The following is a 26839-nucleotide window of genomic DNA, read 5'->3' as shown; positions in this document are numbered from 1 at the left end:
TAACTGCGCGTCCTCCGTTCAGGATTGCCCCGTTGCAATTCCAAACTTAGGGTATGCTGCATAGCTAGATCGAGCCATCCCGCTAAGGTTTACCCCAGCATGACGACCAATCGTTTTCTCAAAAAGGCAATGCGCGTTTCGCGTTCGTATTCGCGCCGTCTTCCCGATCGAGCGAGTCACTGGTTTAAGTGGCTGTCTCCGGGTTTGCTCGTCAAGCGCTGGATGTTTATCAGCGTCAGCGGCATTTTGATGGTGTTACTGGGTGTAGCAATCTGGAGCCGATTGACTCCGGTGTTTTATATTATGCAGTTCTCCGGCGAGTTGCTGGAGTTGATCACGAGCCTGATTCCAAACTACATTAGCGGCCCACTGGTACTGATTCTGGGGCTGCTGCTGGTGTTTTGGGGACAGACGCGCACGTTTGGATCGATTACCGAAGTTTTGATGAGCGATCGCGATGAAGATTTAGTCGATGTGCTGATTAGCCACCGCAAGCTGAATCGAGGCGCGAAAATTGTAACGATCGGAGGTGGAACCGGGCTGTCAACGCTGCTGCGAGGACTAAAAGGCATTAGCGCAAATATCACGGCGATCGTCACGGTGGCGGATGATGGCGGCTCGTCGGGACGCTTGCGGCGCGAAATTGGTGTGTTGCCTCCGGGAGATATTCGCAACTGTATTGCGGCGCTAGCAGACGAAGAAAAACTTCTAACCGAACTGTTTCAATATCGATTCAAAGCAGGCGACGGACTGGCTGGACACAGCTTTGGAAATCTATTTCTCACTGTACTCAGCGACATTACCGGAGATTTTGAAAGAGCGATCGCAGCGAGTTCCAAAGTGTTAGCGATTCGCGGTCAGGTGCTACCCGCCACTTTAAGCGATGTGAAATTGTGGGCAGAACTTGCCGATGGTCGCTACGTTGAAGGCGAATCGAGCATCACGGAAGCGCGAGGAAAAATCGTTCGCATTGGCTGTAAACCCGAAAATCCCCCTGCACTGCCAAAAGCGATCGACGCGATCGAGGACGCAGACTATATCGTAATCGGGCCTGGAAGCCTCTACACTAGCGTTATTCCGAATTTACTGGTGCCTGAAATTGCCGAGGCGATCGCGGCTCGGCAAGTCCCCTGCATTTATATTTGCAACATCATGACGCAACCCGGAGAAACCGATGATTATTCGGTTGCAGATCATATTCGGGCGATCGATCAAGCTTGTGGACAGCAATTATTCGATTCGGTCTTGGTGCAAAAAACGCCGCCTTCCTCCAAGGCGCTCTTACGATACGCTCAAGAACAGTCTCGTCCGGTTGATCTCGATCCAGATCGAGTGATGCAGCTCGGACGAAGGGTGATTCGCGCCAACATCATGACCGAGGATGAAGAAACAGGCTATGTGCGTCATGATTCGCGCAAGCTCGCACGGGTCATTCTTCGCTGGTATGAACGCTCAAGACGATGAAAACGATCGACCTCAAAACCGCCGCCGATACCCGATTGCTCGGTCTTCAGTTCGGGCAGCAATTGCCTGCGGGAACGGTGCTTTTATTGCAAGGCGATTTAGGCAGCGGCAAGACCGCATTTGTGCAGGCATTGGGTGAGGGATTGGGGATCGAAGACTCGATCGAAAGCCCGACATTTACCTTAATTAACGAATACCTTGGCGGACGAGTGCCGCTTTATCACTTCGATCTGTACCGGTTAGAACTGCACCAAACCGCCACGCTTTACCCTGAGATCTATTGGGAAGGCATCGAAGTAGAACCAGGAATCTGCGCGATCGAGTGGGCAGAACGACTCGCCTATAAACCAGAGTCTTACCTGGAAGTTTGCCTAAGTTACCAAGCCACCGGACGTAAGGTAGAAATTCGGGCGATCGGCGCAGCAGTCATTCCGAATTTAGAATTCCGAACTTAGAATTAAGAAAGTTGCCCTTTCTCGCGTGTCTTATGTCTCACACTCCTGCAAAAGTTTGTATTCTCGGTGGTGGCTTCGGGGGCTTGTACACTGCGCTCCGTTTGCATGGTCTTCCTTGGACAAAGACCGAGAAACCAGAAATTACGATCATTGATTCGCGCGATCGCTTTGTTTTCTCTCCGTTGCTCTACGAAGTCGTTACCGGAGAACTGCAATCGTGGGAAGTCGCGCCACCTTACGAAGAACTGCTCGCAGGCACGTCGATCCGGTTCCGTCAGTCGGCGGTGACTGAAATTAACATCGAAACGCAGCAAGTCCGGCTAGAGGACGGCGGATTGCTCGACTACGATCGCCTAGTTTTAGCAATGGGCGGGGAAACTCCGTTGGATCTCGTTCCAGGTGCGGCAGAATTTGCGATTCCGTTTAGAACAATTCAAGATGCCTATCGGCTAGAAGATCGGCTCAGACAGCTAGAAACTTCAGATGCCGATAAGATTCGGGTTGCGATCGTCGGGGCGGGCTACAGTGGCGTAGAACTCGCTTGCAAGATCGCCGATAAGCTCGGCGATCGCGGTCGGGTTCGGTTGATTGAGCTTTCGGATCAAATTTTGCGATCGTCCTCTCCGCATAATCGCGAAGCAGCCACGCAAGCCCTTGAAAAGCGCGGCATTTGGACAGATTTAGAAACTTCAGTGGAATCGATCACGGCTGACAGTATCTCGCTGCTCTACAAAGGCGTAGTCGATACGATTCCGGTCGATTTGGTGCTTTGGACGATCGGCACTCGCATGAATGAAGTCGTGAAGAATCTACCCCTTAAGCAAAATTCACGCGATCAAATCGTCGTTACGCCCACGCTACAAGTCGTCGATCGGCCTGAGATTTTCGCGATCGGGGATCTCGCCGACTGCAAAGATGCTGACAATCAGCAAGTTCCCTCCACGGCTCAGGCGGCATTTCAGCAATCGGATTACGCAGGCTGGAACATTTGGGCATCGCTGAGCGATCGGCCGCTTCTGCCTTTCCGTTATCAATATCTCGGTGAAATGATGACCCTGGGCATCAATGAAGCGACCCTGACTGGGCTTGGAATTCAGCTCGATGGTACCCTAGCTCATCTGGCTCGTCGCTTAGCTTACCTGAATCGAATGCCAACCCTCAGACATCAACTCCGCGTTGGGTTCAACTGGATCACCCGCCCGATCATCAACACATTGACCCAAAACAATTGATAATAGTGGTTCGATTCTTTATTGAGTTTGGCGTGATCGAGCGATGAAGCGTCCCCGTGTGGTGTTTTTTGATGCAGTTGGCACACTGTTTGGGGTGCGAGGCAGTGTCGGTCAAGTGTATCGTGACATCGCTCAGAAATACGGGGTCGCAGTCAATGCTAGCGTGATTGATAGTGCCTTCTACGAAGCGTTCAAAGCGTCTCCGCCCTGCACCTTTCCGGGAGTGGACATCTTAGAAATTCCCCAGCTTGAGCAGCAGTGGTGGAACACGATCGCACAGCAGACCTTCGATCAAGCGGGCGTGTTACACCAGTTCGAGGATTTTTCCGGCTTCTTTTCCGATTTGTATGTGCATTTCGAGACGGCTAAACCTTGGATCGTTTATCCCGATACAGTTCCAACACTGACAAAACTCCGGAGTCTTGATATTCCGCTAGGCATTCTCTCGAATTTCGATTCTCGACTGTACAAAGTTCTCAGAGCGCTGGATCTGGCAGATTTCTTTGCATCGATCACTATCTCAACAGAAGCAGGAGTCGCCAAACCTGACCCGAAGATTTTTGCGATCGCGCTTGCTAAACATCAGTGTGAGCCTGGCGATGCGTGGCACATTGGCGACAGTCTGCAAGAAGACTACGAAGCCGCCAACGCTGCGGGATTAAGGGGAATTTTGCTCAGCCGATAAGACTGGGCTGAAAATTTTCATTAAAAATCTCCGGTTTCGGAATGAAACCGGAGATTTTTAAGCTTCAAACTGCGAAATGCTAAGCCTCAACTGCCTCAGCGACTTCCGGCTCCTCTTGCTTCACCGTCAAATACCGAACCACCTCAGTACTTAACCGCATTGCTCGCTCCATCGGCGCAATCTGGTTGCCATTCGCCCGGAAATTCATCTGCACGTAAATTCCTTCGCGCAGTCTGTCAATCTCGTAAGCCAACCGCCGCTTACCCCGATGCTGAGTCTCGATAATCTCCCCACCGTTCTCTCTCAACATCGATTGATACTTCTCGATCGCCTGATCAACCGCTTCGTCCCCGATGTCAGGACGTAAAATATACATCGTTTCGTACAACTGGCTCATTAAACAACTCCTTACGGACTAAATGGCTCTTTCAAGTTATTCGGGCAACCGCATAAATTAGTGATTCGCACTTGATTTAGGCAGAGAAACCCCAATAATGAAAGGGCAAGGAATTACAATTCTATACCAGTTTCTCGTGAATTCGCCGCGCTCATTGATCTGGTCTACCCCTATCGATTCTGGTTATTCTTATGGCACAGCGTTATGTCCGCGTTCAAACTCCTGATGGCAAAATCTACTATGGATTGCTGCAAATCGATCGCACCGTTCAGGTTTTAGACGCTCCCCCTTGGCTAAAAGGACAACCGACCGATCAGCGACTCACCAACTACCATCTGCTTGCGCCTTGTGCGCCCTCAAAACTCATCGCCGTTGGCAAAAACTACGCAGACCACGCTGCAGAAATGGGAACTCCAGTTCCCCAAGAGCCGCTCTTATTTCTCAAGCCTCCAACGACGGTGATTGCACTGAATGCCGAAATTCTATATCCCGCGCAATCTCAACGGGTTGACTATGAAGGCGAATTAGCACTCGTCATCGGCGATCGCGTCAAAGACTGCCCTGCCCAAGAAGCGCACAGCAAAATCTGGGGCTACACGATCGCTAACGATGTCACAGCGCGAGATTTGCAAAAAAAAGACGGGCAGTGGACACGCGCTAAAGGCTTCGATACGTTCTGTCCGCTAGGTCCTTGGATCGTGCGCGAAATCAATCCCAATGCGCGGCTGCAAACCTTTCTCAACGATCAGCCGGTGCAGTCGGCTTCGATCGGAGACATGGTATTCTCACCGGATAGGCTTGTGTCATACATCAGCCAAATTATGACCCTGCTTCCGGGAGATGTAATTCTCACCGGAACTCCAGAAGGCGTGGGGGCAATGCAAGCAGGCGATCGCGTTCGAGTTGAAATCGAAGGGATTGGATTTCTCGAAAATGGAGTCAGCTTGCGATCGCCGCTTTATCAAACCCAATTACAGGATTAGCGGACGTAGGTGTAAACGGCATCCGAAATCGTGGGAATCTCGGCATAACGCCCTAGAATAGTCTGAACGATCGAGTATCCAACTGCTGCAATCATGCCTAAGAAAACGGCATTGAACAACGTTTGGGTAAGCAGTGTCCCGAATACTGGAGAGAGTGCAAACTGCCAGATAATCTCGACCAAGCTCAGCACAATTCCAAAGAAGATCGCCTGTAAAGTATTGAATCGGATAAAGTGCGGAATGTTTTCGTTTCGCACAACGAGAGCAAACAGCGCAATAAACACAATAAATGGGACAAAGCCTGTGTAAATCGAGAGGAGAGGTCTGAGCGGCGTTTCAACGAGCACAATGAGTGGACTCAGAACAGAGCCTGTGAGCCTCAGAATCTGTCCCACAAAGCGCAGGACATCTAACAGCGGCAAAAGATAGACCAGAGAAGCAAAGATGCGATCGGACACCGTTGTAGATCCGCGCCACGACATAACTAAATTCTCCTAAGCGTTGTCATGCAAATAAGCTATGCCCAGAATAACGCACTTCGCTGACGATGAAAGAACACAGTCTCCGCCTATCACGTCTACAGCCAACGATTACTCGATATTGGCGACTCTAAATCCCATTTGGCACTCAAACTGCGCTGGCAGCTTTTCACCCAATCGGCTAATCGCTTGACCGCAGCGCAATTGCCCTTGTCGCCATCGGGGTTGGCCGCTTTGGTCTGCCATTAAGCAGCCTTGACAGACCTGGTGTACTGAAAGGAGTTGATCGCCCGCTAGAATGACTAACATCGCGCCTCCAACATTTCAATTAAATAACAACTTAAATTCAAACCTGCTTCAGATGATGGGTTGAAGCATTGCTTTGCCGTTTCTGCGTTCATCGACTCAAGGAAGCATTACACCAATTCTAAAGCAGCTTTCCCAAAAAGAAAGATATAGCGATCTTAAATTTAGGTGGGGAGTGAGATGTCGTTCCCTTTTTAGCCCCCCACTCTCTACTTCACTTCTTTTAGCGCTGACCACTCAAACAGGATTCGCCATAGCCTCTTCGCCTAAACGTGATTCTCAAGCTTAATGTACTTTTGAAACCAAACCAGTTCATTCGTCGTTTGCATCTCGATCGCTTGAATAAAGCTGCAAAAGGCTTCGATCAGCTCTGGATTGCGCCAGCCTTGGTTGGTTTCTTTAACAATTTTTCTCAGGGCTTCTTCAGAAGAAAATGCTCTTTTATAAGGACGTTCGCTCGTCAACGCATCGTAAATATCGAGAACCTGAAACACTTGCGCCAGAAAGGGAATGTCATCGCCCTTCAAGCCATCTGGGTATCCAGAACCATCCCACCGCTCATGGTGATGCCGAATAATCGGCAAAACGCCTCGCATCGTCCGTAGCGGCTGACAAATTTTTTCGCCAATCAGGACGTGCTGTTTCATAATGCTGAACTCTTCTACGGTGAGACTGCCTTTTTTCAGCAGCACCGCGTCTGAAATGCCGACTTTGCCAATGTCGTGGAGGTAGCCGCCCCACATCAAATCGCGGATCTGCGATCGCGTTAACCCTAAGTATTCTGCAAACGCTTTTCCTTGCAATACCAATCGTTCACAATGATCCCCGGTGTTGGGGTCGCGGCTTTCTACGGTGCGAGCGATCGAAAATAACACTTTCTCTGCGTGGTCGAGGTCTTCATTGAGCCGTTTTTGTCGAACTAGCGATTTGACTCGCGCAGAGAGTTCGAGTTGATCAAAAGGTTTCGTGAGAAAGTCATCGCCGCCTGCTTCGATTCCCTGCAAGCGCGATCGACGATCGTCGAGTGCCGTAATAAAGACAACCGGAGTTAAACGAGTCTGCTCGTCTTCCTTGAGGCGGCGGCACACTTCGTAGCCGTCCATTCCTGGCATCATCACATCGAGCAAAATCAAATCTGGAGCGGCTTGGTGCAGTTTTGCTAACGCTGAAGCGCCGCTCTCGGCTTCGATCACGTCGTAGCCTTCGATCGTCAGTAGCGCCACAGCCGTCATCCGGCTTGAAGAATGATCATCTACGACTAAAATTCTGGGTCGCTCTAAGTCCAGGTCGTTCACAAAGACAATGCCTACGTCACTGAAACAGTTTGTAAGGTGGGCAAATGACTTGAGCGCTTTAAGAAAGACCCGACACGCTCTTCTAGCCCTTTTGTCAGTATGAGCAAAGTTATGGCTAAAGCAATCAGGTATTCTACGGAGAGAACTCTTTAATTGTGGTGAATTCGTGCTTGTTACTGGGATTGTGAAGGAATGGTAATTCTAAATTCGGTGCCCATTCCTGGCTTTGAAATGCACTCAATGTGACCTTTGTGACGCTCTGTAATAATTTGATGACTGATTGAAAGCCCCATGCCTGTTCCTTTTCCAACAGGCTTTGTGGTGAAAAAGGGATCGAAAAGCCGGGATTGAATTGGTTCTGGAATCCCGATGCCATTGTCGCTGATGCTAATAACGACTAAGGTTGAGTCGAGTAATGCAGTCGTGATTCTGATTTGAGGACTGAAGTTCGGGTGCTGTTGAGTATATTCTTCTAGAGCATCGATCGCGTTACTGATGAGATTCATAAATACTTGGTTGAGTTGTCCGGCATAACACTCAATGAGCGGGAGGTTGCCGTATTCCCTGATAATCTCAATCGCTTTTCGGCGCGGGCTTGACTTTGTACGATACTCCAGGATCATTAAGGTGCTATCAATTCCAGCATGAAGATCGACGGCTTTACAGTCGGCTTCGTCCATGCGCGAGAACGTCCTCAAGGATGCAACAATTTCTTTGATACGATCGGCTCCCACTTTCATTGAAATCAAAAGTTTTGGCAGATCTTCCAGCAAGAACTCTAAATCGATTTCTGCGGCTTTGGCTTGAATGTTGGGCATTGGCTGCGGATAGCAAGCTTGATACAGCTTGAGTAACCCAATCAATTCATCTGCGTACTCGCTGGCATGAACCAGATTGCCATAGATAAAGCTGACGGGATTATTGATCTCATGTGCGACTCCGGCAACCAGTTGACCCAAGCTCGACATTTTCTCACTCTGAACCAATTGGCTCTGGGCTTGCTGTAGTTCTTGTAGCGTTTGTTCGAGGGCTGAGGCGCGATCGCGAATTTGAATGTAAAGATTCGCTTGGCCAATGGCGGATCGAACGCTCTGTAGCAGATTGATTAGACCGAGAAGCGAGTCGTCATCCGGTTGAATGCGCTGATGGTATTTGGCTCGCGTACGCCTGTTGCCAATCAGAATCAGAAATTCAGGCAGCGAGGGTTTCCCGATCGCAAAGCCGACAAACTCGTCCATCTCGATCTGTTGGCTCAAGTCTTGCAGCACCGAGTCATCGTTGTCTTGCTGCACCAGAATAAATTCTGCTCCATTCACAAGCGGCTGGAAGGCTGGATGCTGCCAAGCAAGGACAAGAGATGCGATCGCAGAATCATCGTCGTAGTAGCCTTCACACTGTTCTACGGTGAAGACCTGCTCAGAATTTCTATGTAGAATCAGACAACGCTCAAAATTGTATTCGTAGACGACGAATTGCACAGTGCGCTGAAAGATTTCAGCGATTGAAAACGTTCGGCTAAACTGTCTACCGATTTCATTCAGTCGTCGGTACGTGACGACTTGAGCATCGCGTTTTTCTTGGGATTCAATCATGCGGCGCTCTGCCCGAACGAGTCGTTTGACTTGTTCAGAAAGCTGCTGATTCTCGGCTCGAAGCCGGACAATCTCTTGCTCAGTTGAGGATAAAGGAAGCATACAAATCAATATCGACAAGCGTACTGAGGCTGCTGAAGAATACGCGAGTTCGACAGAAAGAATTCGCTCGACGCTGAATATACCTAAATTTGATAAAAAGAATTCGCTTCGATGCTGCATCCGGGTTGCTCTTAGTCCCCCACTTGTGGGGGACTAAGAGCAAAGAGATTTTCTAGACTTTAGTGATGACTAACTCTTAAAGTCCCCACGAGTGGAGGATTTAGGCGGCAAGAAGCCGCGTAAACCGCAGCGAAGAATCTGTCGAACTTGCGTTAATAAATTGCTGCAAGAACCAGTGTGTAGTTGTGAAAGCTATTTCTATTCTGAAGTGGAGCAATTTCGCCGTGAGTGTACAATCCAATCCAGGGAAGGGAGGTACCAACCTGCTGCTGCAAATGTTGCTCAAGGTGCTGCTTTTTCACTTCACCTAAAACAGATTTTCCGCGTCCGTAGCAATCAAACTGGAAGATCAGCTTCGCAGGTCGATCGCCAAGTTGCGTATTCACAGTTTGAGCAATTAAATCAATGCCTTGTGTAATCTTCTCGACATCGCGGCGAGTAATCCAGATGCTACTTCCTTCTACAACTTCGGTTTGCAGCGTTACGGAACCTGTGACTTCATCTCTACTGGGCAAGTATCGAATGAAAAATTCGTCTTGTGCCTCGTTGGGTGCTTTCAGCCCAAAGCAAAAGGCAACGATCGTTCGATCCCACGCCTTGATTTCTTCGTCGGTGAGATACTCTCTCAGCACGTTGAGTACGGGTTGACCATCAATTTCATAAATTCGGTTCCCTTCAGCACGAGTGATTTTACGCTCATAGCCGATCGGAACGCAGCCATGATTCAGCGCCCAAACCAAATTGCAGTGGCCGGAAATCAGCGTGGCAACGACTCCATCGGAAAACACTTGATCATTGCAGTATTGGAACGTCTCCCGCATTTCAGCATCACTGCCTGCGGCTCCCCCTAAAATGGGAAGTGATCGCGGTAGTTCCGATTCGATGCCGTCACGTAGGAGATCGAAATTTACCGCCATACCATCGGTGAACACGAACATCGCTTGGCTGTCATCGCTAAGATCAACCGATAATTTACTGGCGATCGTTTTTCCAACCTCGGTGGCATCGTCTTTCAATCCCACCGCATACCGAGTGGTGAAGCGAATTTCGTCGGAGCGAATTACCATCACTGCGATCGAGAAATTCGATTCATCGGCTTCGTTTTGCACAATAACGCCTTGCCCTGAACAGCCCGCTAAAGGGCAGTTTCCGGTGGCTTGACGCACGATTTCAACCAATTTTTGCTGATCGTATCCAAGCGAGGCAAAGAGAAAAACGAAATCCGGTTGATCGATGTGGGCAGCGCTGAGCGCTTTCTGTACTGCTTCTTTTGCGGCTTGGGTGACGTTGCGAAGATGACTAATTCCAACCCCAGCTTGAGTTCCCATTACAAGTTTTTGAAAACACTTCAAACTTAGAGTGCCCAATGTATACTCTCGCGGACATAAAATTACTCCACCCCTTCATTCACCGGGAAGCGATCGAGCAGTTGAATGGCGCGATTGGCGTTGGAGCGTAGCGCTTGTGTGAGGTGTGGGGTGTGGGGGATTTGAGAGAGCAAATCTAAGGTGCGACGTAGGATTCTGACGACATCGCCTTCATCGAGGCTGGTATTGCTGCATAGTTCTAACCAGTCTGTGCCCAGCGCCCATTGCTCTACCAGTCCCAGCATCTCGTCTTCGAGCCAGACGGGAAGAGCAACCTCATAACGGCGTTGGATCTGAAACAGTTGACGACGAATGCTGCGGAGTTCGCTCAGGGCTTCGAGCACTGGTTCGGAGACATCGTAACGTGTCCAGGTGTCTGGACGTGAAACCTCAGTTACCAGTGCAGCACAGGCGGCGGCGAGATGATGTGGGTCAAGATGATCGAGATCACCAGACATCAGCGCTAAACCGAGCCAGAGTTCGTTATCCCCCCGGATTGCTGCGGTCGCTTGTCCGAGAGTTGTGGGAATCAAGTCGTCGAGGCAGCCAAATCGCCGCAAGATTTCGATCAGCGCGACGAATTCATCCCAGTGACGCTGCGTTTTTTCGTCGAGTTTAGCTTGACGATCGGTGATCTCTTCTTGCAAGCTTTGCATCCTGCGTTGACGTTTGAGCGTTTGCGGACGATCGCCCCGTTGGTGAACAGGATGCGCTTCGATTTGGGCTTGTACGGCTTTGAGGCGTTGCCCTTGGGCGTAGACTTCAGGTGCTTCGTCGGGTAGCCCGGGTGGATCGGGAACGAGTTCGGCGATCGCTAAGCTGTCTTCTGTCCCTTTGCGGGCTTGTCCAGCCTTGAGCACCAGTTCTGGCGGTGGTGTAAGATGATCGACCTCTTTTAAGCGAGGAATTTCACCGCGCAGGGCGGCAACATCTGAAACCGAGGCAACATACCAGCGATTGTTCTGTCCTAAGCAGACGAGATAAGGAAACTGACCAGAGCCAGAAACTTTCGTGACGAGAACGGCAGGAATGATTGTGCCTCCGTCACCCTTGAGCGCCAAAATCGTACCCGCAACCGCAAACTGTAGCGCGATCGCTCGTTCTCCCGCCTGCATTTCATCCGCTTGATTTTGCAGCGTTTTAAGTAGGCGTTTTTCTTCTTTGAGGCGTTCTTGCAGTTTTTCGTACTGAGCAAGCAGTTTCCAATCCACCTCAGAGACGATCGATTGCAGTTGTTTGAGTTCAAGTTTGCAGCGTTCGAGTTCCTGCTGCTGCGGTCGCAGATAGAGCGTAGAAAGATATTGCCCGAAGCTTCGTTCGATTAAGGCTCTGGTTTCTTCGATCGAATGCGTTTGCAGCAAGTTCAACACCATGCCGTAACTCGGTGTAAATTGGCTCACCAACGGATCAGCTCCGGAGGTTGCAAGATATGCCGCTTCTTTTGACCCCTCGAATGGAGTTTGCACTGTAACGACATAGCCGCGATCGTCCATGCCGCGCCGTCCTGCTCGCCCTGACATTTGCAGAAACTCAGACGGATTGAGCAGGCGGTGTCCGGCATCAGTGCGTTTAGACAGACTGGAAACGACTGTGGTTCGAGCAGGCATATTGATTCCAGCCGCAAGCGTCTCAGTCGCAAAGACGACTTTGATCAAGCCTTCTTGAAACAGTTCTTCGACCAAACCTTTCCAAGCCGGTAAAATTCCCGCATGATGGGCAGCGACTCCGCGATACAGGGGTTCGACTTGTCCAGCGCGACCTGCTTCGGGGTTGCGATCGAGAAACGCATCAATTCGCTCTTTCAGTTGTGCGGCTTCTGCTTCATTCACTAGCGTCAGATTGTCGAGTTCTGTCACCGCTTTATCACAGCCGCGCCGACTGAAAATGAAATAAATCGCAGGCAGCATATCTTTGGCTGCAAGCTGACTGATCACAAAGCTGAGGCTGGGACACTCTGGACGAGGTGCGCCCCGCTGGTTTGCGCCTCTGGGGCGGTATTCACTTCGCTTTGGCTTTAAGCGGGGACTTAAGCGCTTGCCCGATTCATCCAGCAAGGGAAACAGCCCTTTCGTGTTGCAGAACGAAAACTGAAGCGGAACTGGACGAAAATCAGAATAAATTAGCTCTGTCGCGCCGTGAACTTGAGCAATCCAGTCGGTGAGTTGATCGCTATTTGCGACCGTTGCAGAAAGAGCAACGAGCTGAACTTCCGACGGGCAGTAAATAATTGACTCTTCCCAAACTGTCCCGCGCTGACGATCGTTCATGTAGTGACATTCGTCCAGCACAACGGCTTCGACACCCACTAGAGAGGTTCCCACTTCGCCGATCGGCGTTCCGTACAGCATATTGCGGAAGATTTCGGTCGTCATCACCAGAATGGGGGCATCGCGATTAATCGAGACATCGCCGGTGAGGAGTCCAACGTTCTCGGCTCCGAACTGATCGCGAAAATCCCGGAGCTTCTGATTAGAAAGCGCTTTGAGCGGGGTGGTGTAGAAGACGCGCCGACCTGCTGCTAATGCTCGATGAATCGCATATTCCCCGATTAATGTTTTTCCTGAGCCTGTAGGAGCGCAGACGACAACAGATTTTCCCGCTTCTAGAGCCGCGATCGCTTGGAGCTGAAATTCATCGAGTTCAAACGGATAAAGCTGAGCAAGATCGACTCTAGGAGAGGGAGTATTCACAACAGGGAGTAAGCTGTAAAAATCAAGGAAAATACTTCTTTATCCTAGCGCGAGGATTGCAGTTCTTGACTTTCACTCTCGGTCGCTAAGAGATCTTAAGCACTTCGTTATCCGCTCACCGGCAAAGTAGAGTAAATTATTCTATGCTTTGGTCTGGGGTTCGGAGCGGAAATATGGCGGTAGAAAGCTCGTCGATCGATGCGATGTGGTCGCAAGTGCTGGAAATTTTGAAGCTCAAGTTTAGTCCGCCAACCTTTGACACTTGGGTCAAAACTGCCGTTCCAGAGGAGTTGACCGAGAATTGCTTGACGCTGCGAACGGCGAATCCGTTTGCGAAGAACTGGATTCAGAAGCATTACATGAAGACGGTTCAAGAAGCCGTTCACAGTATCGTAGGGCGACCCGTTGAGGTGCAGTTTCGCTTTGTGCCGAACGCAGAAGGTGACGATACGGATTTGTTTTACCCGTTTGTAATCGAGTCTTCGGCGCAGCCGGAATTACCGGTGCTGGCGGCGCGATCGAGCAGTTCAGCCGATCTCAACTCGAAGTATGTGTTCTCGCGTTTGGTCGTGGGGCCAAATAACCGCATGGCACACGCAGCATCGCTAGCGGTGGCGGAATCTCCGGGGCGCGAGTTCAATCCCCTCTTTCTCTGTGGTGGCGTTGGATTAGGCAAAACGCATTTGATGCAAGCGATCGGGCATTACCGCATCGAAATTTCGTCAGATGCCAAGGTCTTTTATGTCTCAACTGAAAAATTCACGAACGATCTGATTACAGCAATTCGCAAAGACGACTTACAGAGTTTTCGCGATCGTTATCGGGCAGCGGATGTGTTACTGGTCGATGATATTCAGTTCATTGAGGGCAAAGAATACACCCAGGAAGAATTCTTCCATACGTTCAATACGCTGCACGAAGCGGGCAAACAGGTGGTGCTGGCTTCCGATCGTCCCCCCAATCAGATTCCTCGTTTGCAAGAACGGCTTTGTTCTCGCTTCTCGATGGGGTTGATTGCAGATATTCAACCGCCGGATCTCGAAACCCGGATGGCAATCTTGCAGAAAAAAGCCGAATACGAGAATATGCGCTTGCCGCGTGAGGTGATCGAATATATTGCCTCAAGCTATACCTCGAATATTCGGGAGCTAGAAGGGGCATTAATTCGAGCCGTCGCCTATATCTCGATCTCTGGCTTGCCGATGACTGTGCAAAATATTGCCCCAGTGCTCAATCCTCCGGTTGAAAAGGTTGAAGCCTCGCCGGAAGTGGTGATTCAGGCGGTTTCCGAAGCGTTTGGGGTGTCGATCGATGACCTCAAAGGCAATTCGCGCCGCCGGGAAATCAGCGTAGCGCGGCAAGTTGGCATGTATCTGATGCGGTATCACACCGAGCTAAGCTTGCCCAAAATCGGCGAGGTCTTTGGTGGCAAAGATCACACAACCGTCATGTATAGCTGCGAAAAGATCGGACAGCTTAAAGAGAAAGATTCCAGTATGGCGCAGACTTTACGCCAGCTTGGGGATCGAATTAATCTTGCGAGCCAAGGGCGAAAGTGATGGTATCGAATATAGCGATCGTCCTGTTCGAGAACTGTCCATTACCCATGACAGAATGAAAAAAAGCTTTTAGATTGTAATCACACAAGCCCCCTAATTATTTTTTTAAGATCGTGTCTGATATTCTGTCTCAGCTTCACCAGGGGCAACTGCTAATGGTGAATAGCCGTAGACGAAATGGATTAATTCTTTTTAAGCAATTTCACGCTGAGTTTGCAGGGCCGGGAGCAGCGGTCGGCAACCTGTTTGATCGAGATTGTAAGGCGGTGATCGAGGTCGGGGATTCGTCGCCACTCATTGATCCGAGAGCGCATGAGGAACGCCAGAAGGCGTATCTAATTCGCCGTCAGTGGATTCGCCTGACGCAGCAGATTACCGACAATCCGATGCCGTTTCAGCGGGCGCAAATGATTTTGAATCAGTTTGAGAACTATTTTGGTGCGGAAATGGTGGCGCGGTTGCCGAGTGAGGCGTTTGCGCTGATGGTAGGTGTGTTGCCGCAAACGGTGGAAATTGTCAGATATTACCCGGACTATCCAGGACTAAAAGGACGGGGCTAAGTAGATTGGAGATGTTGAAATTAATCTTCAGAGATTAGGCTATCGCAGATCCGATTGTTAAAATTGGAACCTAATTTCTGAGCAAATCTCTGCAAATGCCAAATCAATCTGTTGTCGATCAGATTCGGGAATTCAATCGAGGACGCAATCTCGAATTGCTGAGGCTGAAATACAAAACGATGCAAAAAGATGCGTTTGGGTTTCTGCGAGGAACTTGCCATCTGTTTTATCAGGATTTGCCTGTGGAGGGCATGTTTCGATCGGCTCCGCCTGTTTGGATCTGTGGCGATTTGCATTTGCAGAATTTCGGCACGTTTAAAGGAGACGATCGTCTCGTTTATTTCGATGTGAATGATTTTGATGAGGCGCTGTTAGCCCCCTGTACGTGGGATATTACGCGACTTGTAACCAGTATTATTGTCGGTGCTCATACGCTGAATATTAGTGATGAAGATGCACTTGCGCTTTGTGACTACTTCCTTGAAATCTATACAAAAGAACTCTCAACCGGAAAAGATCGAACCGTACACAGCGAAATTTCAACGGGATTGGTGAAAGAGTTAATCGATAATTTGAAAACGCGAAAACGCAAGGATTTCTTAGATGAGCGAACTGAAGTTAAAGGCAAACAGCGATCGCTCAAACTGATCGAAGGTAAAACTACACCTGTAACCGAAGCCGAACGTCAAAAAGTGACGGACGCGATCGCCGAATGTGCCGCGACCCAACCGAACCCGGAATTTTATCAAGTTCTGGATGTGATGCACCGGGTTGCGGGGACTGGGAGTTTGGGACTCGATCGCTATGTGATTTTGGTTGAGGGCAACGGTTCACCGAATCAGAATTATTTACTAGATCTCAAGGCTGCCCGATCGTCTTCGCTACAACCTTATACGCCTTATTCACAGCCTAACTGGAAAAACGAAGCCGATCGAATAACCGCCATCCAAGACCGATTTCAAGAATCTCCGCCCGCGTTGTTGACTTCCTTACTAATTGGGAATCAACCTTACGTTCTGCGAGAGCTTCAGCCGACTGCCGATCGAGTCAATCTTGAAAGCAAAGATGGCAAAACGAAGCAGCTTAAAAAAGTGATCAAAACAATGGCAGAAGTGACCGCTTGGGGACAAATGCGGAGCACCGGACGACAAAACTCTGCGATCGCAGATGATCTAATCGCGTTTTCTCAAACTGCTCAAGAATGGCATCCGAATGTGATTGATTATGCACGATCGTATGCGGCACAAGTTGAACAGGATTATCAGGAGTTCAAAACCCAGGCGGAAGAGGTGTAATTCTTACTGTCTTGCTTGTCGTTGCCGCGCTATCAACTCCTCGTACATTGCCTGAGTGCCAAACTGCCGCGCTAACTCGATCGCTCTCTGCATATCGGCGCGAGCGGCTTGAGCTTGTCCGGCCTGCTCGTAGGCACGGGCGCGGTACTCATACGCCTTGACGTAGAACGGATTGAACCGAAGCGCAGTCGAGAAATCAGCGATCGCAGATCGATAGTCCTGCATCCCAAAGTACGCAACTCCACGATCAATATAAGGACGCTCTGATCCCGAAGGCATTAATTCAACTGCCTGGTTAAGCGTGGTCAAGGCTGCCCGAAAGTTGCGATCGTTAATTTGGCGATTTCCTTGTTCAATTAGCGCCCACATTTGAGCTTTTGAAGGTCGTCCGGCAGTCGCGACGGAAAGTTCAAGCATGCTCAATTCACTGTGATAGAGATGTCGGGCTGTTTGGTGAGCGAGTAGCGCCGCGCTTTTCTCGGTATCCAGCTTTGCTTGGCGATCGTCACCCAATCGCGCTCTCACCAGCGCCAAACCCGAATAAGCGATCGCAGATTTCGGCTCGATTTGCAAAATTCGACGATAGCTTTCGAGCGCCTGTGAGAGTTCACCGCTTTGCAGTTGTGCGAACCCCCGTCCGCTGTACGCCTCTTTGAAATTGGGATCAAGCTGAATCGCACGATTAAACTCTGCGATCGCGGCTAGATAACTCCGGTTCTTGAGATGCCTTAATCCTTGCTCAAAAGCACGATGGCTTGGAGGAGTTTCTTCTGCAAGCGCCGGAGGTGTTACTTGGGCAAGACTTTCGGCTGGTGCGATGAGCAGTGGAGTCAAGAAGACCGCAAACGCGAAATGCGGTGCAAGCAACGATCGCCAAAATAGTTTCATAAAGGCATCTAGTCAGAAGCGGCGATCGCTCTGTAAATTTTCTACAGCATCGCCGTGTGCTTCTTATTAGTGCCCAGTCATACTGCGTCCGATCTCATTAAAGTCCGCATTGGCAATTGTACTTTCGTATAAAAATCGTCCGCCGCTAATGACGAGGATACGATCGGACAGTTTTAGCAGTTCGTCTAAATCCTCGCTGACGAGCAGCACTGCAACACCGCGATTCCGCGCTTGAAGAATCTGGTTATGAATGTCTTCGACTGCCGCAAAATCTAGCCCAAAGCAGGGGTTTGCAGTAATCAAGAGCTTGACGTGATCCGACGAGAGTTCCCGCGCTAAAACCGTTCGCTGGACGTTACCGCCTGATAAATTTCGTACCGGGGTTTCTGGAGAAGGCGTTTTAATTTTGAACTGTTGAATCAGCCCTTGCGCCGCTTCCCGAATCGCCTTGAAGATCAGCAGTAAGCCTTTTGATTGAGGGGGACGATCGAACGTTCTCAGCGCTAAGTTTTCCGCCACGCTCATATGCGGCACACAGGCATTTTTTAGCGGCTCTTCGGGCAAGAGAAATACGCCATGCTGAAACATTTGCGATCGGCTTGCCTGATAGAGTTCCCCGTTGACGATGACTTCGCCCGATGTTGCGGTGCGCTGTCCCGCTAAGACCTCCACAAATTCGCGCTGTCCGTTGCCGGAGATGCCTGCAATGCCAACAATTTCGCCGCTACGAACATTCAGGTTGATACCTGCAACCGCTTCGAGTCCATTGTCTTTATCCGCATGAAGATCGCGAACTTCGAGCACCGGAACCGGATTATCGTGCGGCACTTTCTCGACGGGTTGCGCCTCCCGCCGTTCGCCCATCATCATTTCAGTAATATCGGGAACGGCTAGAACACTCATGCTGCCCGTGCCTGCAAGCTTGCCGCGCCGCAGAACGGTAATTTCATCGGTAAAGCCTGTGACTTCGCGCATTTTGTGGCTGATGAGCAGAACGCTCAGTTGTCCTGCGCTCACTTGTTCCCGCAGCAATCCGAGAATTTCGTCGGCTTCGTTCGGGGTGAGAACTGAAGTCGGTTCGTCCAGAATCAGAATTTTGCTTTTGAGATAAAGCAGCTTGAGAATTTCTAACTTTTGTTTTTCGCCTGCTGCTAGCTGTGAAACCGATGCGTCTAGGGGTAACTGAAACGGAGAAGTTTGCATAAATGCCGCCAGCTTTTCTGTTTCCGCTTTCCAGTTGATCACTAGATTGCCGCCCGATCGTGCAATCACCAAATTTTCTGCAACCGTCATCGCTGGAACCGAGGTGAAGTGCTGATACACCATGCCGATTCCGTATTTCTGGGCATCGCGGGGAGAAGCGATCGTGCAGTCTTGTCCATCTAGCTGAATACTGCCGCTTGTGGGGGTGTAAAAGCCCATAATGCACTTCACAAGTGTACTTTTTCCGGCTCCGTTTTCCCCCAAAAGCGCGTGAAAGGTTCCGGGCTTGAGCGTCATCGAGACGTGATCCAACGCCGTAAAGCTTCCGAAGCGCTTGGTCATTTCCCGAACTTCGAGCAGTGGCGGGAGGTTTTGAGTGTTTGATATGGAAAGTTCAGTTGCGGTTGTCATAGATTTAGATGCGATCGCTTTGTCGGGTTGTACACGCCATTCCGTAATTCTGGCGGAATGGCTGTACGGATTCGAGAAACCAAAATTGTTTTAGAGAAACCAAGATCGTTTTGGAGAAACCAGGATTGCTTTAGAGAAATCGGTTTGGGAATCGAGAAACCAGAATTGTTTTAGAGAAAACAGAATTGTTTGAGAAAAATCAAGTCTGTTTTAGAGAAACGAAACTGAGAATCGAGAAATCAAACTGAGAATCGAGAAATTAAACTGAGAATCGAGAAATTAAACTGAGAATTGAGAAATTGGATTAATTCAGCGTTCCCAATGCCCCCGGCGCACCCGAAATTGTGCGTTTTGGAGAACAAGTCAAAATCATAATCACCAGCGTCAGAACATACGGTGCTGCATTAAACAGATAGGTACCCCCGTCAATTCCGACTGCTTGTAGCGAAGGCCCGATCGCCTGTGCTCCACCAAACAGCATCGAAGCCCACAAACACTGAACCGGATTCCATCGGGCAAAAATCACCAGCGCGACCGCCATCAAACCCTGACCGCTCGAAATCCGCTCCGACCAGCTTCCGGGATAATACAGCGACAAATACGCTCCACCAATTCCCGCCAAAAATCCGCCTGCCATAATGCAGAGCATCCGCACCCTAGAAATCGAAATCCCCATCGCCAATGCTGCATCAGGATTATCGCCGACGGCTCGGATGAACAGCCCCCAGCGTGTAGCTTTGAAAAACCACGACATCAGCGGCGCGATCGCAATTCCCAAGACAAACAATAAGTTAATCCTGAAAGTCTGCTGCATTTGCGAAATGCCTGTCCAATCGGCAAGCCCGATCGACGGTAATCCGGGTGCAGAAGGCTGAATAAACGGTTTACCCAAAAAGAACGCGAGTCCACTGCCGAAAATAATCATCGCGATGCCCACCGCAACATCATTCACCTTTGGCTGTTGAGATAACCAAGCATGAATGAATGCCAAGAGCATTCCGGCAATTCCCGCCGCCAGCACACCGAGCCAAGGAGAGATTGCACTCCCAACGGTGCCTTGAGTCAGATACGACACTGCATAAGCGCTCATCGCGCCCAGCAGCAAATTGCCTTCTAAACCGAGGTTAATCTTGCCGCTTTTCTCGGTCAAACATTCCCCTAAGCTGACAAACAAAAAGGGTGCGCTTCCTCGCAGCGTTCCCGCTACAATCGCTAAGGGCACTCCCCACCATCCGATCGCTTCTGTCGCCATGTGTTAACCTCCCTGAATGGCTGATGTTGCGGGCATTTTTGGTTCTGGTTCTTTGAAAATTTTGAACCGTCCGTACAGCGATTCGCTATACAGCACCACAAGAAAAACTAAGCCTTGTAAGACAAAGACTGTTGCATCGGGCAAATCCAATCGTCGCTGCAAGATACTGCCGCTTGCGAGAATTCCACCAAATAGAATGGCAATGATACTGGCTGCGATCGGATTATTTCGGGCGACAAATGCTACCAGAATTCCCGAATATCCGTAATTGGCGTTTAGAGATTCATTTGCGCGTCCATGCACGGCGGCGATCTCAACCATTCCCGCCAGTCCCGCACAAGACCCCGCAAGAAAGCAAATTGCCAGGGTTAACTGTCCGACGGGAAGCCCGGCAATTCGCGCTGCTTTGACGTTGCCACCTGCCGTCCGCGCCGCAAATCCAAACGTTGTGCGCTGAATCAGAAAATAAGCAATCACACAGGCAAAAATTCCATAGATTAATCCGTAGTGAACTCTAGGAAATAGCGGAATGGCGCCTAAGCGATCAAGATCCGGAATCGCGTAGCTAGAGGGTTTATTCAACGAACTCGGATCGCGCATCGGGCCTCCAACCAGATGATTCAACAGCGCGATCGCAATATAGTTCATCAACAAACTGCTGATGGTCTCATTGACGGCGCGGTAATGACGCAACGCTCCGACTGCTCCAATCCACAGTCCGCCCCCGATCATGCCCGCAATCGCCATCGAGACTTGCGTAACGACCGCAGGCGCTTGATTCAGGCTGGAGAGTCCAACGATCGTCGCTGCAATTCCGCCGATGACTAACGCCCCTTCATTGCCGATGATCACCAATCCCAAACGAGCGGGCAAGGCTGTACAGAGCGAAGTCAGCATCAATGGAGCCGCTCGAAGCAGAGAGTTCTGAAACGACGACCAGTTCCCAAAGGCAGCTTGATAAATTGCAGAATAAACCTCAAAGGGATTTGCACCCGCAGCAAAGCAAAATATTCCAAACAAAACCAGTGCGAAGAGTAGAGCCGCGATCGGGATACAAATCGCCTCCAAGGTTTTGCGCCAATTTCCGACAGTGAGCATCTCAACAACCTATCGCTGAATTCCCCATATTTTTACTCGTTTACTGCGCCAAAATTGTACTCCTGCTCACGAATACAAAATTAGTTACTTATAGACAAAGTTAGTTACTCACATCGTTGGATTGCACGTTCAAAATTGCGCGTTAGCCTGAGCAGTAGCAATCTCTGACTTTACGTTATGAATCTTTTAACTCAAGTTCTGCATATTATTGGCTCAGGTGCAAGCGCTTACATTCTGTCGAGCAGCATTCGCGACTCTAAAACTCGTCCGAATCTCATCGCTGGTTTTCAGATGGCAGAATCGGGTTCAGTGCCGTTTTTACAAGCACTCCGCGATCGTGCCGCCACAGAAGGAGAAACTTGGCTAGCTGAACGGCTCGATCGCCACGCCAGCGATGAAAAGCGGCATGGTCAAATCTTTGCTCACGGGCTGAAACAACTGAATCGCCGCGTGATGGACTTTAGCAAGATGCGAGAGCGAGAGCTGGACGAACTCGGCGAAAAACGGAGTCCGTTTTTTGACGCTTATTTCAAGGGCTATTCTCAAGAGCAATTAAAACCTCAGAATATAGAGTGGAGTACGTTTCTTGCCAGCACTTACATTCTCGAACTCGATGCCAGCAAGGACTTTTTACGACTTGCAGATGCACTTCCCAATGATGCGGTCAGCGCAAATTTGAAAAAAGGAATCATCAGCGTTGCTCAGGATGAAACCGGACATGCAGCCTATCTTCGGGAAGCAATGGAGCGACGATATGGAGCGCGTGAAACTCAAAAGCTGATTGATGAATGGCGCACTCGTAAAGTGGATGCCATGCTTGCGGCGATGCAAGGCTTCATCAACAAGGGCGGAAAGATGGCGCAAATGGTGGAAGAAGGTGCGCCTGTCGATATGACTGAGACACAAGCAGAGCCAGTTGCGGCATAGTCGCTTCTTAAGTGGGAACAATCGAAGTGGGCAATTTCTTAATTCAGATGAAGTGAACTATCCACGATCGCCGATCGTGCGCCATCATAGAAATCGCTCTTCTCGATTGTTCCTGCGGATATGATTGCAAAACTCTCTCGGTTTTTGAAACATTGCGTCATCTTACTGGTGGTCTGTCTGGTGACGACTGGATGTGTCAACTATGATGTCGGGATTCAGTTTGATAGCCCAAACCGGGGCGCAATCGTACAGCGAATCCAACTCGACGATCGCTTAAGCACGTTTACGAGCGGAACAGCGCAAACCTGGTTAGCCAACCTTGATCAGCGAGTCAAACGACTGCAAGGAAAAACGCGCAAACTTTCAAGCCAAGAAGTTTTGGCAACCATTCCATTTAGCAATGGGCAGGATTTAGAGAAGAAATTTAATCAGTATTTTAGTGCTGAGCTAGCTGCGAAAATCCGTAACAAAAAGCCTTTAGATTTGCCGAAGATTGATTCTAAATTAGTGGTAAAACAAGGCAATTTTATTCTATTTGAGCGGACGCGATTAATTTACGATGTGGATTTACGATCGCTTGGTATCCCTGCTCCTGATGGTAGTGCTTTAGTCAATCCAAATTCACTTTTAGATTTGCAGTTTAGCTTAGATGCACCCTGGGGCGCGAAGAGCATCACAAAAGGGGCTGTCCGTCGCGAGGGTAAGCAGTTAGTCTGGACGCTTCAGCCCGGACAACAAAATCATATTGAAGCTGCATTCTGGATGCTAAACCCATTAGGAATTGGAACTGTAATTGTTGCTGCGATCGTTGCTGTTGGAATCTATCTTAAAAATCAGCAATTACCGCCTGCGGCAAAGCCAGCGAGTTAAGACACTATGGCGCGTCGTCAACCTGATTTACAACGATGGTTAGTGATTGGATTGATTGGCCCGATCGCTGCTCTGAATATTTGGTTGTTAAGCCAGCTTTTCACTTATTTTGATCATTTAATTGCGGTGTTGACGATTGCAGCAATTCTGTCATTTCTGCTAGATTATCCAGTCCGCGCTTTCCAAAAAGTAAGAATTAAACGCCAAGGTGCGATCGTGATCGTCATTTTGATTACGATCGCACTTCTGGCAATCCTAACGCTGACTCTGATGCCGATTCTATTGGCTCAAACCTCGCAATTACTCGAAAAAATCCCCGGTTGGTTAGAATCGAGTCGATTGAATTTGGATGCTTGGGATAGTTGGGCAAAAGCGCGAAATTATCCGATCGATCTCAAAGGTTTTGGCAGTCGATTAAGCACTCAAATCGAGAACCAAATTCAAAACTTTGCGCCGCAAGCATTAGGTCTTGCGTTGGGAACAGTGACCGGATTAGTAGACACAATCTTAGTCATTGTTTTGGCATTTTATATGCTGCTATATGGAGAAAAACTTTGGCAGGGATTGCTTAATTTAATTCCGCCTAAGCTTGCTGTGCCTTTTGGTGAATCACTGCGGAAGAATTTTCATAACTTTTTCTTGAGCCAAATTCTTCTAGCGCTATTTATGGCATTAGCAGTCATTCCCGTATTTACTGCTTTAAAGGTTCCATTTACTTTAGTTTTTGCCTTAATCATCGGTGTTGCTGAAATTATTCCATTCATTGGTGCGGCGCTTGGAATCGGAGTGGTAACGCTGTTGGTCGCGTTTCAGAGTGGCTGGCTAGCGTTGCAGGTGGCGTTTGCGGCGATCGTTCTTCAGCAAATTCGCGACAACCTGCTTGCTCCGAAAATTATGGGAGACTTTACCGGGCTGAATCCGCTTTGGATTTTTATCGCGTTGTTAATCGGGCTGCAAGTGGCGGGCGTGTTAGGAATTATTGTTGCGGTTCCCGTCGCAGGCACGATTAAGGGCACGATCGATGCGATTCGGCTTGCGGACTCTACGATCATTGTTGAACCTGAAACCAAACTGCCACCGCTTGATTAGATTTTCTTTTGATCAGTTTGGAGCGAAGCTTGCTAGACTAGCGGCGTGATTTGGAGCATCAGCGATGAGACAGATTAACTTTTTAATCATTTTCGTGATTTGTTTAGCTCTGGTTTTTTTCGGAATTGAGAACACCGAACCCACGACGATTCATGTCGTCAAAGATATTCAAGTTCAAGCGCCTTTGTCGATCGAGCTAATTTTAGCGGGTGGAATCGGTGCGGTTTTAGCGTGGGTCTTTAGTGTTTGGTCGCAAGTTCAGCGAATGGTTGAAATTCGTAAAGAAGTGACGGTGCGCGAAAATCGCATCCACGCGCTTGAAGATGACCTTGAGCGCTACAAAGCAGAACTCGAAGAGCAGCAGCGCCTCTTACCCGCCGCTCAGACTGTACAAGATGCAGAAGCTCGCGAGATTTACGCTCAGTAGGACGCGAGAATGTCGCTCTTATTAATGCCCCTCGCATTTCTGAATCTAGACGAGTTAACGAGTCGAGATTGGAGTTTTTGTGTACCATTGACCCTATTAGCCTTTATTGTGCTGGCTGCTGTTTATTTCGCACGGGTCAAGATTCGCTAATTCTCCCAATCTATGCCAGTTTCTCTCGCTCAAGACGCGATCGCGCTTTTAATTGATTTAGCTGAACGCGGTGAAATTGATCCGTGGGATGTGAAGGTGATCGATGTGATCGATCGCTTTCTGAGTGAGCTTGCCCCGGCGACCGGACGAGAACTCTACGAAGCGAATCTCACCCAGTCGGGGCAAGCATTTCTCTATGCGTCGATGCTGCTCTTGCTCAAAGCCAACACTTTAGCGCAAGTAGACATCACTCCAGAGATTCCAGAGTTTCCCGAAGGTGACGAATTTCTCGATTCTTTAGAGTTGGGTCAAACGGCTTTGCCGCTCAATTTGGAGCGCCAGTTACGCCGCAGAGCCGTCGCCCAACCTCCTCAACGGCGGCGCGTCACCCTCAAAGAACTCATCGAACAACTGCAAATTATTGCCACTGCGCTGGAAGAAAAAGAGCCGCGCCATCGAGCGAAGCGCACCAAGATTCCGAGATCAGAAGCCGTCAAAGCGATCGCTGCTCTTGCACACGAAGAAAATTTGTCCGAAATGGCGGTGGCGATCGAGGGCTTTTTCGCCGATTACTGGTCGGAAGTTGCCAAAGGGCAAGACTGGATTGATTTTGAACTGGTTCTAGAATTCTGGGTGGCACTGCAAGAGCGCAACAATAAGATCGATCCACATCATTCGGAGAATCATGAGCGCGTGGGTGTCTTTTGGGCGTTATTGTTGCTTTCCGCTCAATCGAAAGTGGAATTATCGCAGGATGAGTTCTATCAAGAATTGCGAGTGAAATCGCTGGTCGGCTTACCAATGGAGCTTGCAGAAAGCGTCTTACTGGATTAGCAAGGAGGATAAGCGATGTCTGCACTAATCATCAATCTGCGTCCGACGATCGAACTCACCGACGATGAATTCTACGAATTCTGTCAGCAAAATCCAGATCTTAAGCTTGAGCGCACTGCGAACGGAGCATTAATTATCATGCCACCGACAGGAGGAGAATCAGGATACCGTAATGCAGACTTGATCACAGATGTCAGCATTTGGAATCGACAAACAGAATTGGGAGTTGTTTTTGATTCTTCAACGGTCTTCAAACTGCCGAATGGAGCTAATCGATCGCCCGATGTGACGTGGATTGAGTACGATCGCTGGAGTACGTTAACGCCCGAACAACAAAAGAAATTTCCGCCGATCGCGCCTGACTTTGTGATCGAATTGAGATCCGAAACTGATGCTTTGAGCGATCTTCAAGAGAAAATGCAGGAATACATGGACAATGGAGTGCGGCTCGGTTGGCTGATTGATCCACAAACAAAACAAGTTCAAATCTACCGCCAAGGTCAACCCGTCGAAATCTTACAAAACCCATTCACGCTCTCTGGTGAAACGGTCTTACCCGGACTTGTTCTCGATCTCAGCCGCATTTTTCGCTGAATCAGAGTTGCAAAGTTTTAGGGGATGGACAAAAATGAGCAATTTTTTCTCACGGACGAGGCTCAGAGACTCGCGATCGAGTCTCTGAGCCTCGTCCGTGAGCTTCTGAGAGTCGCGATCGAGTTTCTAAGAGTCGCCGTCGAGTCTTTGAGCCTCGTTCGTGAGTTTCTAAGCCTCGTTCGTGAGGTTCTAAGCCTCGTTCGTGAGTTTCTAAGCCTCGTCCGTGAGTTTCTAAGACTCGTCCGTGAAGTTCTAAGCCTCGTTCGTGAGTTTCTAAGCCTCGTTCGTGAAGTTCTAAGACTCGTCCGTGAGGTTCTGAGAGTCGTCAACGAGTCTTTGAGACTTGCGAATGAGTCTTTGAGGTTCAGGGTTGAGTGTTTTGACCTCAGCTATCACGTAGTTAACCTGAGTTCGGGATAAGGAATGGGACAAGAAAGGGGCAAACTCGATAGGCTGAAATTGCTAAAAATCCCGCCCAATTTGCCCTCATGTCTAGTCTAGAAGAACTCTTTTGC

At 49.4% G+C, this 26839-nt stretch carries 25 protein-coding genes; 14 read left to right on the top strand and 11 right to left on the bottom strand.

Translation table 11 applies throughout. The annotated features are described in order from the left end of the window. Positions 1-99 precede the first annotated feature (99 nt). From NC980_RS16860 to NC980_RS16845, 4 genes are read left to right on the top strand one after another with little or no spacing between them, the layout of a single operon-like run. On the top strand, positions 100-1464 hold the full coding sequence (locus NC980_RS16860) for a gluconeogenesis factor YvcK family protein (protein ID WP_199298556.1): 1365 nt from the start codon (positions 100-102) through the stop codon (positions 1462-1464). Continuing rightward, positions 1461-1919, top strand: coding sequence for a tRNA (adenosine(37)-N6)-threonylcarbamoyltransferase complex ATPase subunit type 1 TsaE (gene tsaE / locus NC980_RS16855; protein WP_190377205.1), 459 nt, complete (start codon positions 1461-1463; stop codon positions 1917-1919). Before NC980_RS16860 ends, tsaE begins: the two co-directional genes overlap by 4 nt. A gap of 32 nt (positions 1920-1951) precedes the next feature. Beyond that, the gene (locus tag NC980_RS16850; RefSeq protein WP_190377204.1) at positions 1952-3151 is read left to right on the top strand and encodes an NAD(P)/FAD-dependent oxidoreductase; all 1200 of its coding nucleotides are present in this window, start codon (positions 1952-1954) and stop codon (positions 3149-3151) included. A gap of 43 nt (positions 3152-3194) precedes the next feature. Next, on the top strand, positions 3195-3836 hold the full coding sequence (locus NC980_RS16845) for an HAD family hydrolase (protein WP_190377203.1): 642 nt from the start codon (positions 3195-3197) through the stop codon (positions 3834-3836). Between the two features lie 79 nt (positions 3837-3915). On the opposite strand, the gene rpsF is transcribed toward NC980_RS16845, so the two are convergent. Next, positions 3916-4233, bottom strand: coding sequence for a 30S ribosomal protein S6 (rpsF, locus tag NC980_RS16840; RefSeq protein ID WP_190377202.1), 318 nt, complete (start codon positions 4231-4233; stop codon positions 3916-3918). A gap of 191 nt (positions 4234-4424) precedes the next feature. Between rpsF and NC980_RS16835 the strand changes: the two genes are divergently transcribed. Further along, the gene (locus NC980_RS16835; RefSeq protein WP_190377201.1) at positions 4425-5216 is read left to right on the top strand and encodes a fumarylacetoacetate hydrolase family protein; all 792 of its coding nucleotides are present in this window, start codon (positions 4425-4427) and stop codon (positions 5214-5216) included. On the opposite strand, the gene NC980_RS16830 is transcribed toward NC980_RS16835, so the two are convergent. From NC980_RS16830 to NC980_RS16805, 6 genes are all read right to left on the bottom strand, one after another. Then, positions 5213-5698 (bottom strand): Tic20 family protein, encoded by a 486-nt coding sequence (locus NC980_RS16830; protein ID WP_190377200.1) that lies wholly within the window; start codon positions 5696-5698, stop codon positions 5213-5215. The genes NC980_RS16835 and NC980_RS16830 overlap by 4 nt on opposite strands. A 108-nt stretch (positions 5699-5806) precedes the next feature. Beyond that, a complete protein-coding gene (locus tag NC980_RS16825) occupies positions 5807-6004 on the bottom strand; it encodes a hypothetical protein (RefSeq protein ID WP_190377199.1) in 198 nt (65 codons plus the stop codon). 263 nt (positions 6005-6267) lie between these two features. Next, complete coding sequence (locus tag NC980_RS16820; RefSeq protein WP_190377198.1) at positions 6268-7296, bottom strand: HD domain-containing phosphohydrolase; 1029 nt, start codon at positions 7294-7296, stop codon at positions 6268-6270. 173 nt (positions 7297-7469) lie between these two features. After that, positions 7470-8990, bottom strand: a complete 1521-nt coding sequence (locus NC980_RS16815) for an ATP-binding protein (protein ID WP_242027005.1) — start codon at positions 8988-8990, stop codon at positions 7470-7472. A 272-nt stretch (positions 8991-9262) separates the two neighbouring features. Beyond that, positions 9263-10438, bottom strand: a complete 1176-nt coding sequence (locus NC980_RS16810; RefSeq protein ID WP_190377196.1) for an FIST N-terminal domain-containing protein — start codon at positions 10436-10438, stop codon at positions 9263-9265. 62 nt (positions 10439-10500) lie between these two features. Continuing rightward, positions 10501-13167, bottom strand: coding sequence for a DEAD/DEAH box helicase (locus tag NC980_RS16805; protein WP_190377195.1), 2667 nt, complete (start codon positions 13165-13167; stop codon positions 10501-10503). A 173-nt stretch (positions 13168-13340) separates the two neighbouring features. On the opposite strand from NC980_RS16805, the gene dnaA reads away from it, so the two are divergent. The 3 genes from dnaA to NC980_RS16790 all read left to right on the top strand — a co-directional run bounded on the left by dnaA (position 13341) and on the right by NC980_RS16790 (position 16581). Next, a complete protein-coding gene (gene dnaA, locus NC980_RS16800) occupies positions 13341-14726 on the top strand; it encodes a chromosomal replication initiator protein DnaA (RefSeq protein ID WP_190377194.1) in 1386 nt (461 codons plus the stop codon). A gap of 155 nt (positions 14727-14881) precedes the next feature. Then, entirely contained in the window at positions 14882-15286 is a 405-nt protein-coding gene (locus NC980_RS16795) for a hypothetical protein (protein ID WP_199298559.1), read from the top strand. Positions 15287-15381: 95 nt separating this feature from the next. Further along, a complete protein-coding gene (locus NC980_RS16790; protein WP_190377193.1) occupies positions 15382-16581 on the top strand; it encodes a DUF2252 domain-containing protein in 1200 nt (399 codons plus the stop codon). Positions 16582-16584: 3 nt separating this feature from the next. On the opposite strand, the gene NC980_RS16785 is transcribed toward NC980_RS16790, so the two are convergent. The 4 genes from NC980_RS16785 to NC980_RS16770 form a co-directional block, all read right to left on the bottom strand. Then, the gene (locus NC980_RS16785) at positions 16585-17469 is read right to left on the bottom strand and encodes a tetratricopeptide repeat protein (RefSeq protein ID WP_190377192.1); all 885 of its coding nucleotides are present in this window, start codon (positions 17467-17469) and stop codon (positions 16585-16587) included. 66 nt (positions 17470-17535) lie between these two features. Continuing rightward, positions 17536-19083, bottom strand: coding sequence for an ABC transporter ATP-binding protein (locus tag NC980_RS16780; protein WP_190377191.1), 1548 nt, complete (start codon positions 19081-19083; stop codon positions 17536-17538). A 304-nt stretch (positions 19084-19387) separates the two neighbouring features. After that, positions 19388-20335 carry an ABC transporter permease gene (locus tag NC980_RS16775; RefSeq protein WP_190377190.1) on the bottom strand — a complete coding sequence of 316 codons (948 nt, stop codon included), beginning with the start codon at positions 20333-20335 and terminating at the stop codon, positions 19388-19390. A 3-nt stretch (positions 20336-20338) separates the two neighbouring features. Then, positions 20339-21433, bottom strand: coding sequence for an ABC transporter permease (locus tag NC980_RS16770; RefSeq protein ID WP_190377189.1), 1095 nt, complete (start codon positions 21431-21433; stop codon positions 20339-20341). 177 nt (positions 21434-21610) lie between these two features. Here NC980_RS16770 and NC980_RS16765 point away from each other — a divergent pair, with 177 nt between their 5' ends. From NC980_RS16765 to NC980_RS16740, 6 genes are all read left to right on the top strand, one after another. Next, positions 21611-22360, top strand: coding sequence for a ferritin-like domain-containing protein (locus NC980_RS16765; protein WP_190377188.1), 750 nt, complete (start codon positions 21611-21613; stop codon positions 22358-22360). 120 nt (positions 22361-22480) lie between these two features. Beyond that, positions 22481-23230, top strand: a complete 750-nt coding sequence (locus NC980_RS16760) for a DUF3153 domain-containing protein (protein ID WP_190377187.1) — start codon at positions 22481-22483, stop codon at positions 23228-23230. Between the two features lie 6 nt (positions 23231-23236). Next, the gene (locus tag NC980_RS16755) at positions 23237-24319 is read left to right on the top strand and encodes an AI-2E family transporter (RefSeq protein WP_190377186.1); all 1083 of its coding nucleotides are present in this window, start codon (positions 23237-23239) and stop codon (positions 24317-24319) included. Between the two features lie 64 nt (positions 24320-24383). Then, positions 24384-24746 carry a LapA family protein gene (locus NC980_RS16750; protein ID WP_190377185.1) on the top strand — a complete coding sequence of 121 codons (363 nt, stop codon included), beginning with the start codon at positions 24384-24386 and terminating at the stop codon, positions 24744-24746. A gap of 162 nt (positions 24747-24908) precedes the next feature. After that, on the top strand, positions 24909-25730 hold the full coding sequence (locus NC980_RS16745; protein WP_190377184.1) for a ScpA family protein: 822 nt from the start codon (positions 24909-24911) through the stop codon (positions 25728-25730). A gap of 15 nt (positions 25731-25745) precedes the next feature. Beyond that, positions 25746-26324, top strand: a complete 579-nt coding sequence (locus tag NC980_RS16740; RefSeq protein WP_190377183.1) for a Uma2 family endonuclease — start codon at positions 25746-25748, stop codon at positions 26322-26324. Positions 26325-26839: the final 515 nt, after the last annotated feature.

The sequence above is a fragment of the Leptolyngbya sp. AS-A5 genome (assembly GCF_039962495.1).
Lineage (GTDB): Bacteria > Cyanobacteriota > Cyanobacteriia > Leptolyngbyales > Leptolyngbyaceae > Leptolyngbya.
This window is presented reverse-complemented; position numbering and strand designations above follow the sequence as displayed.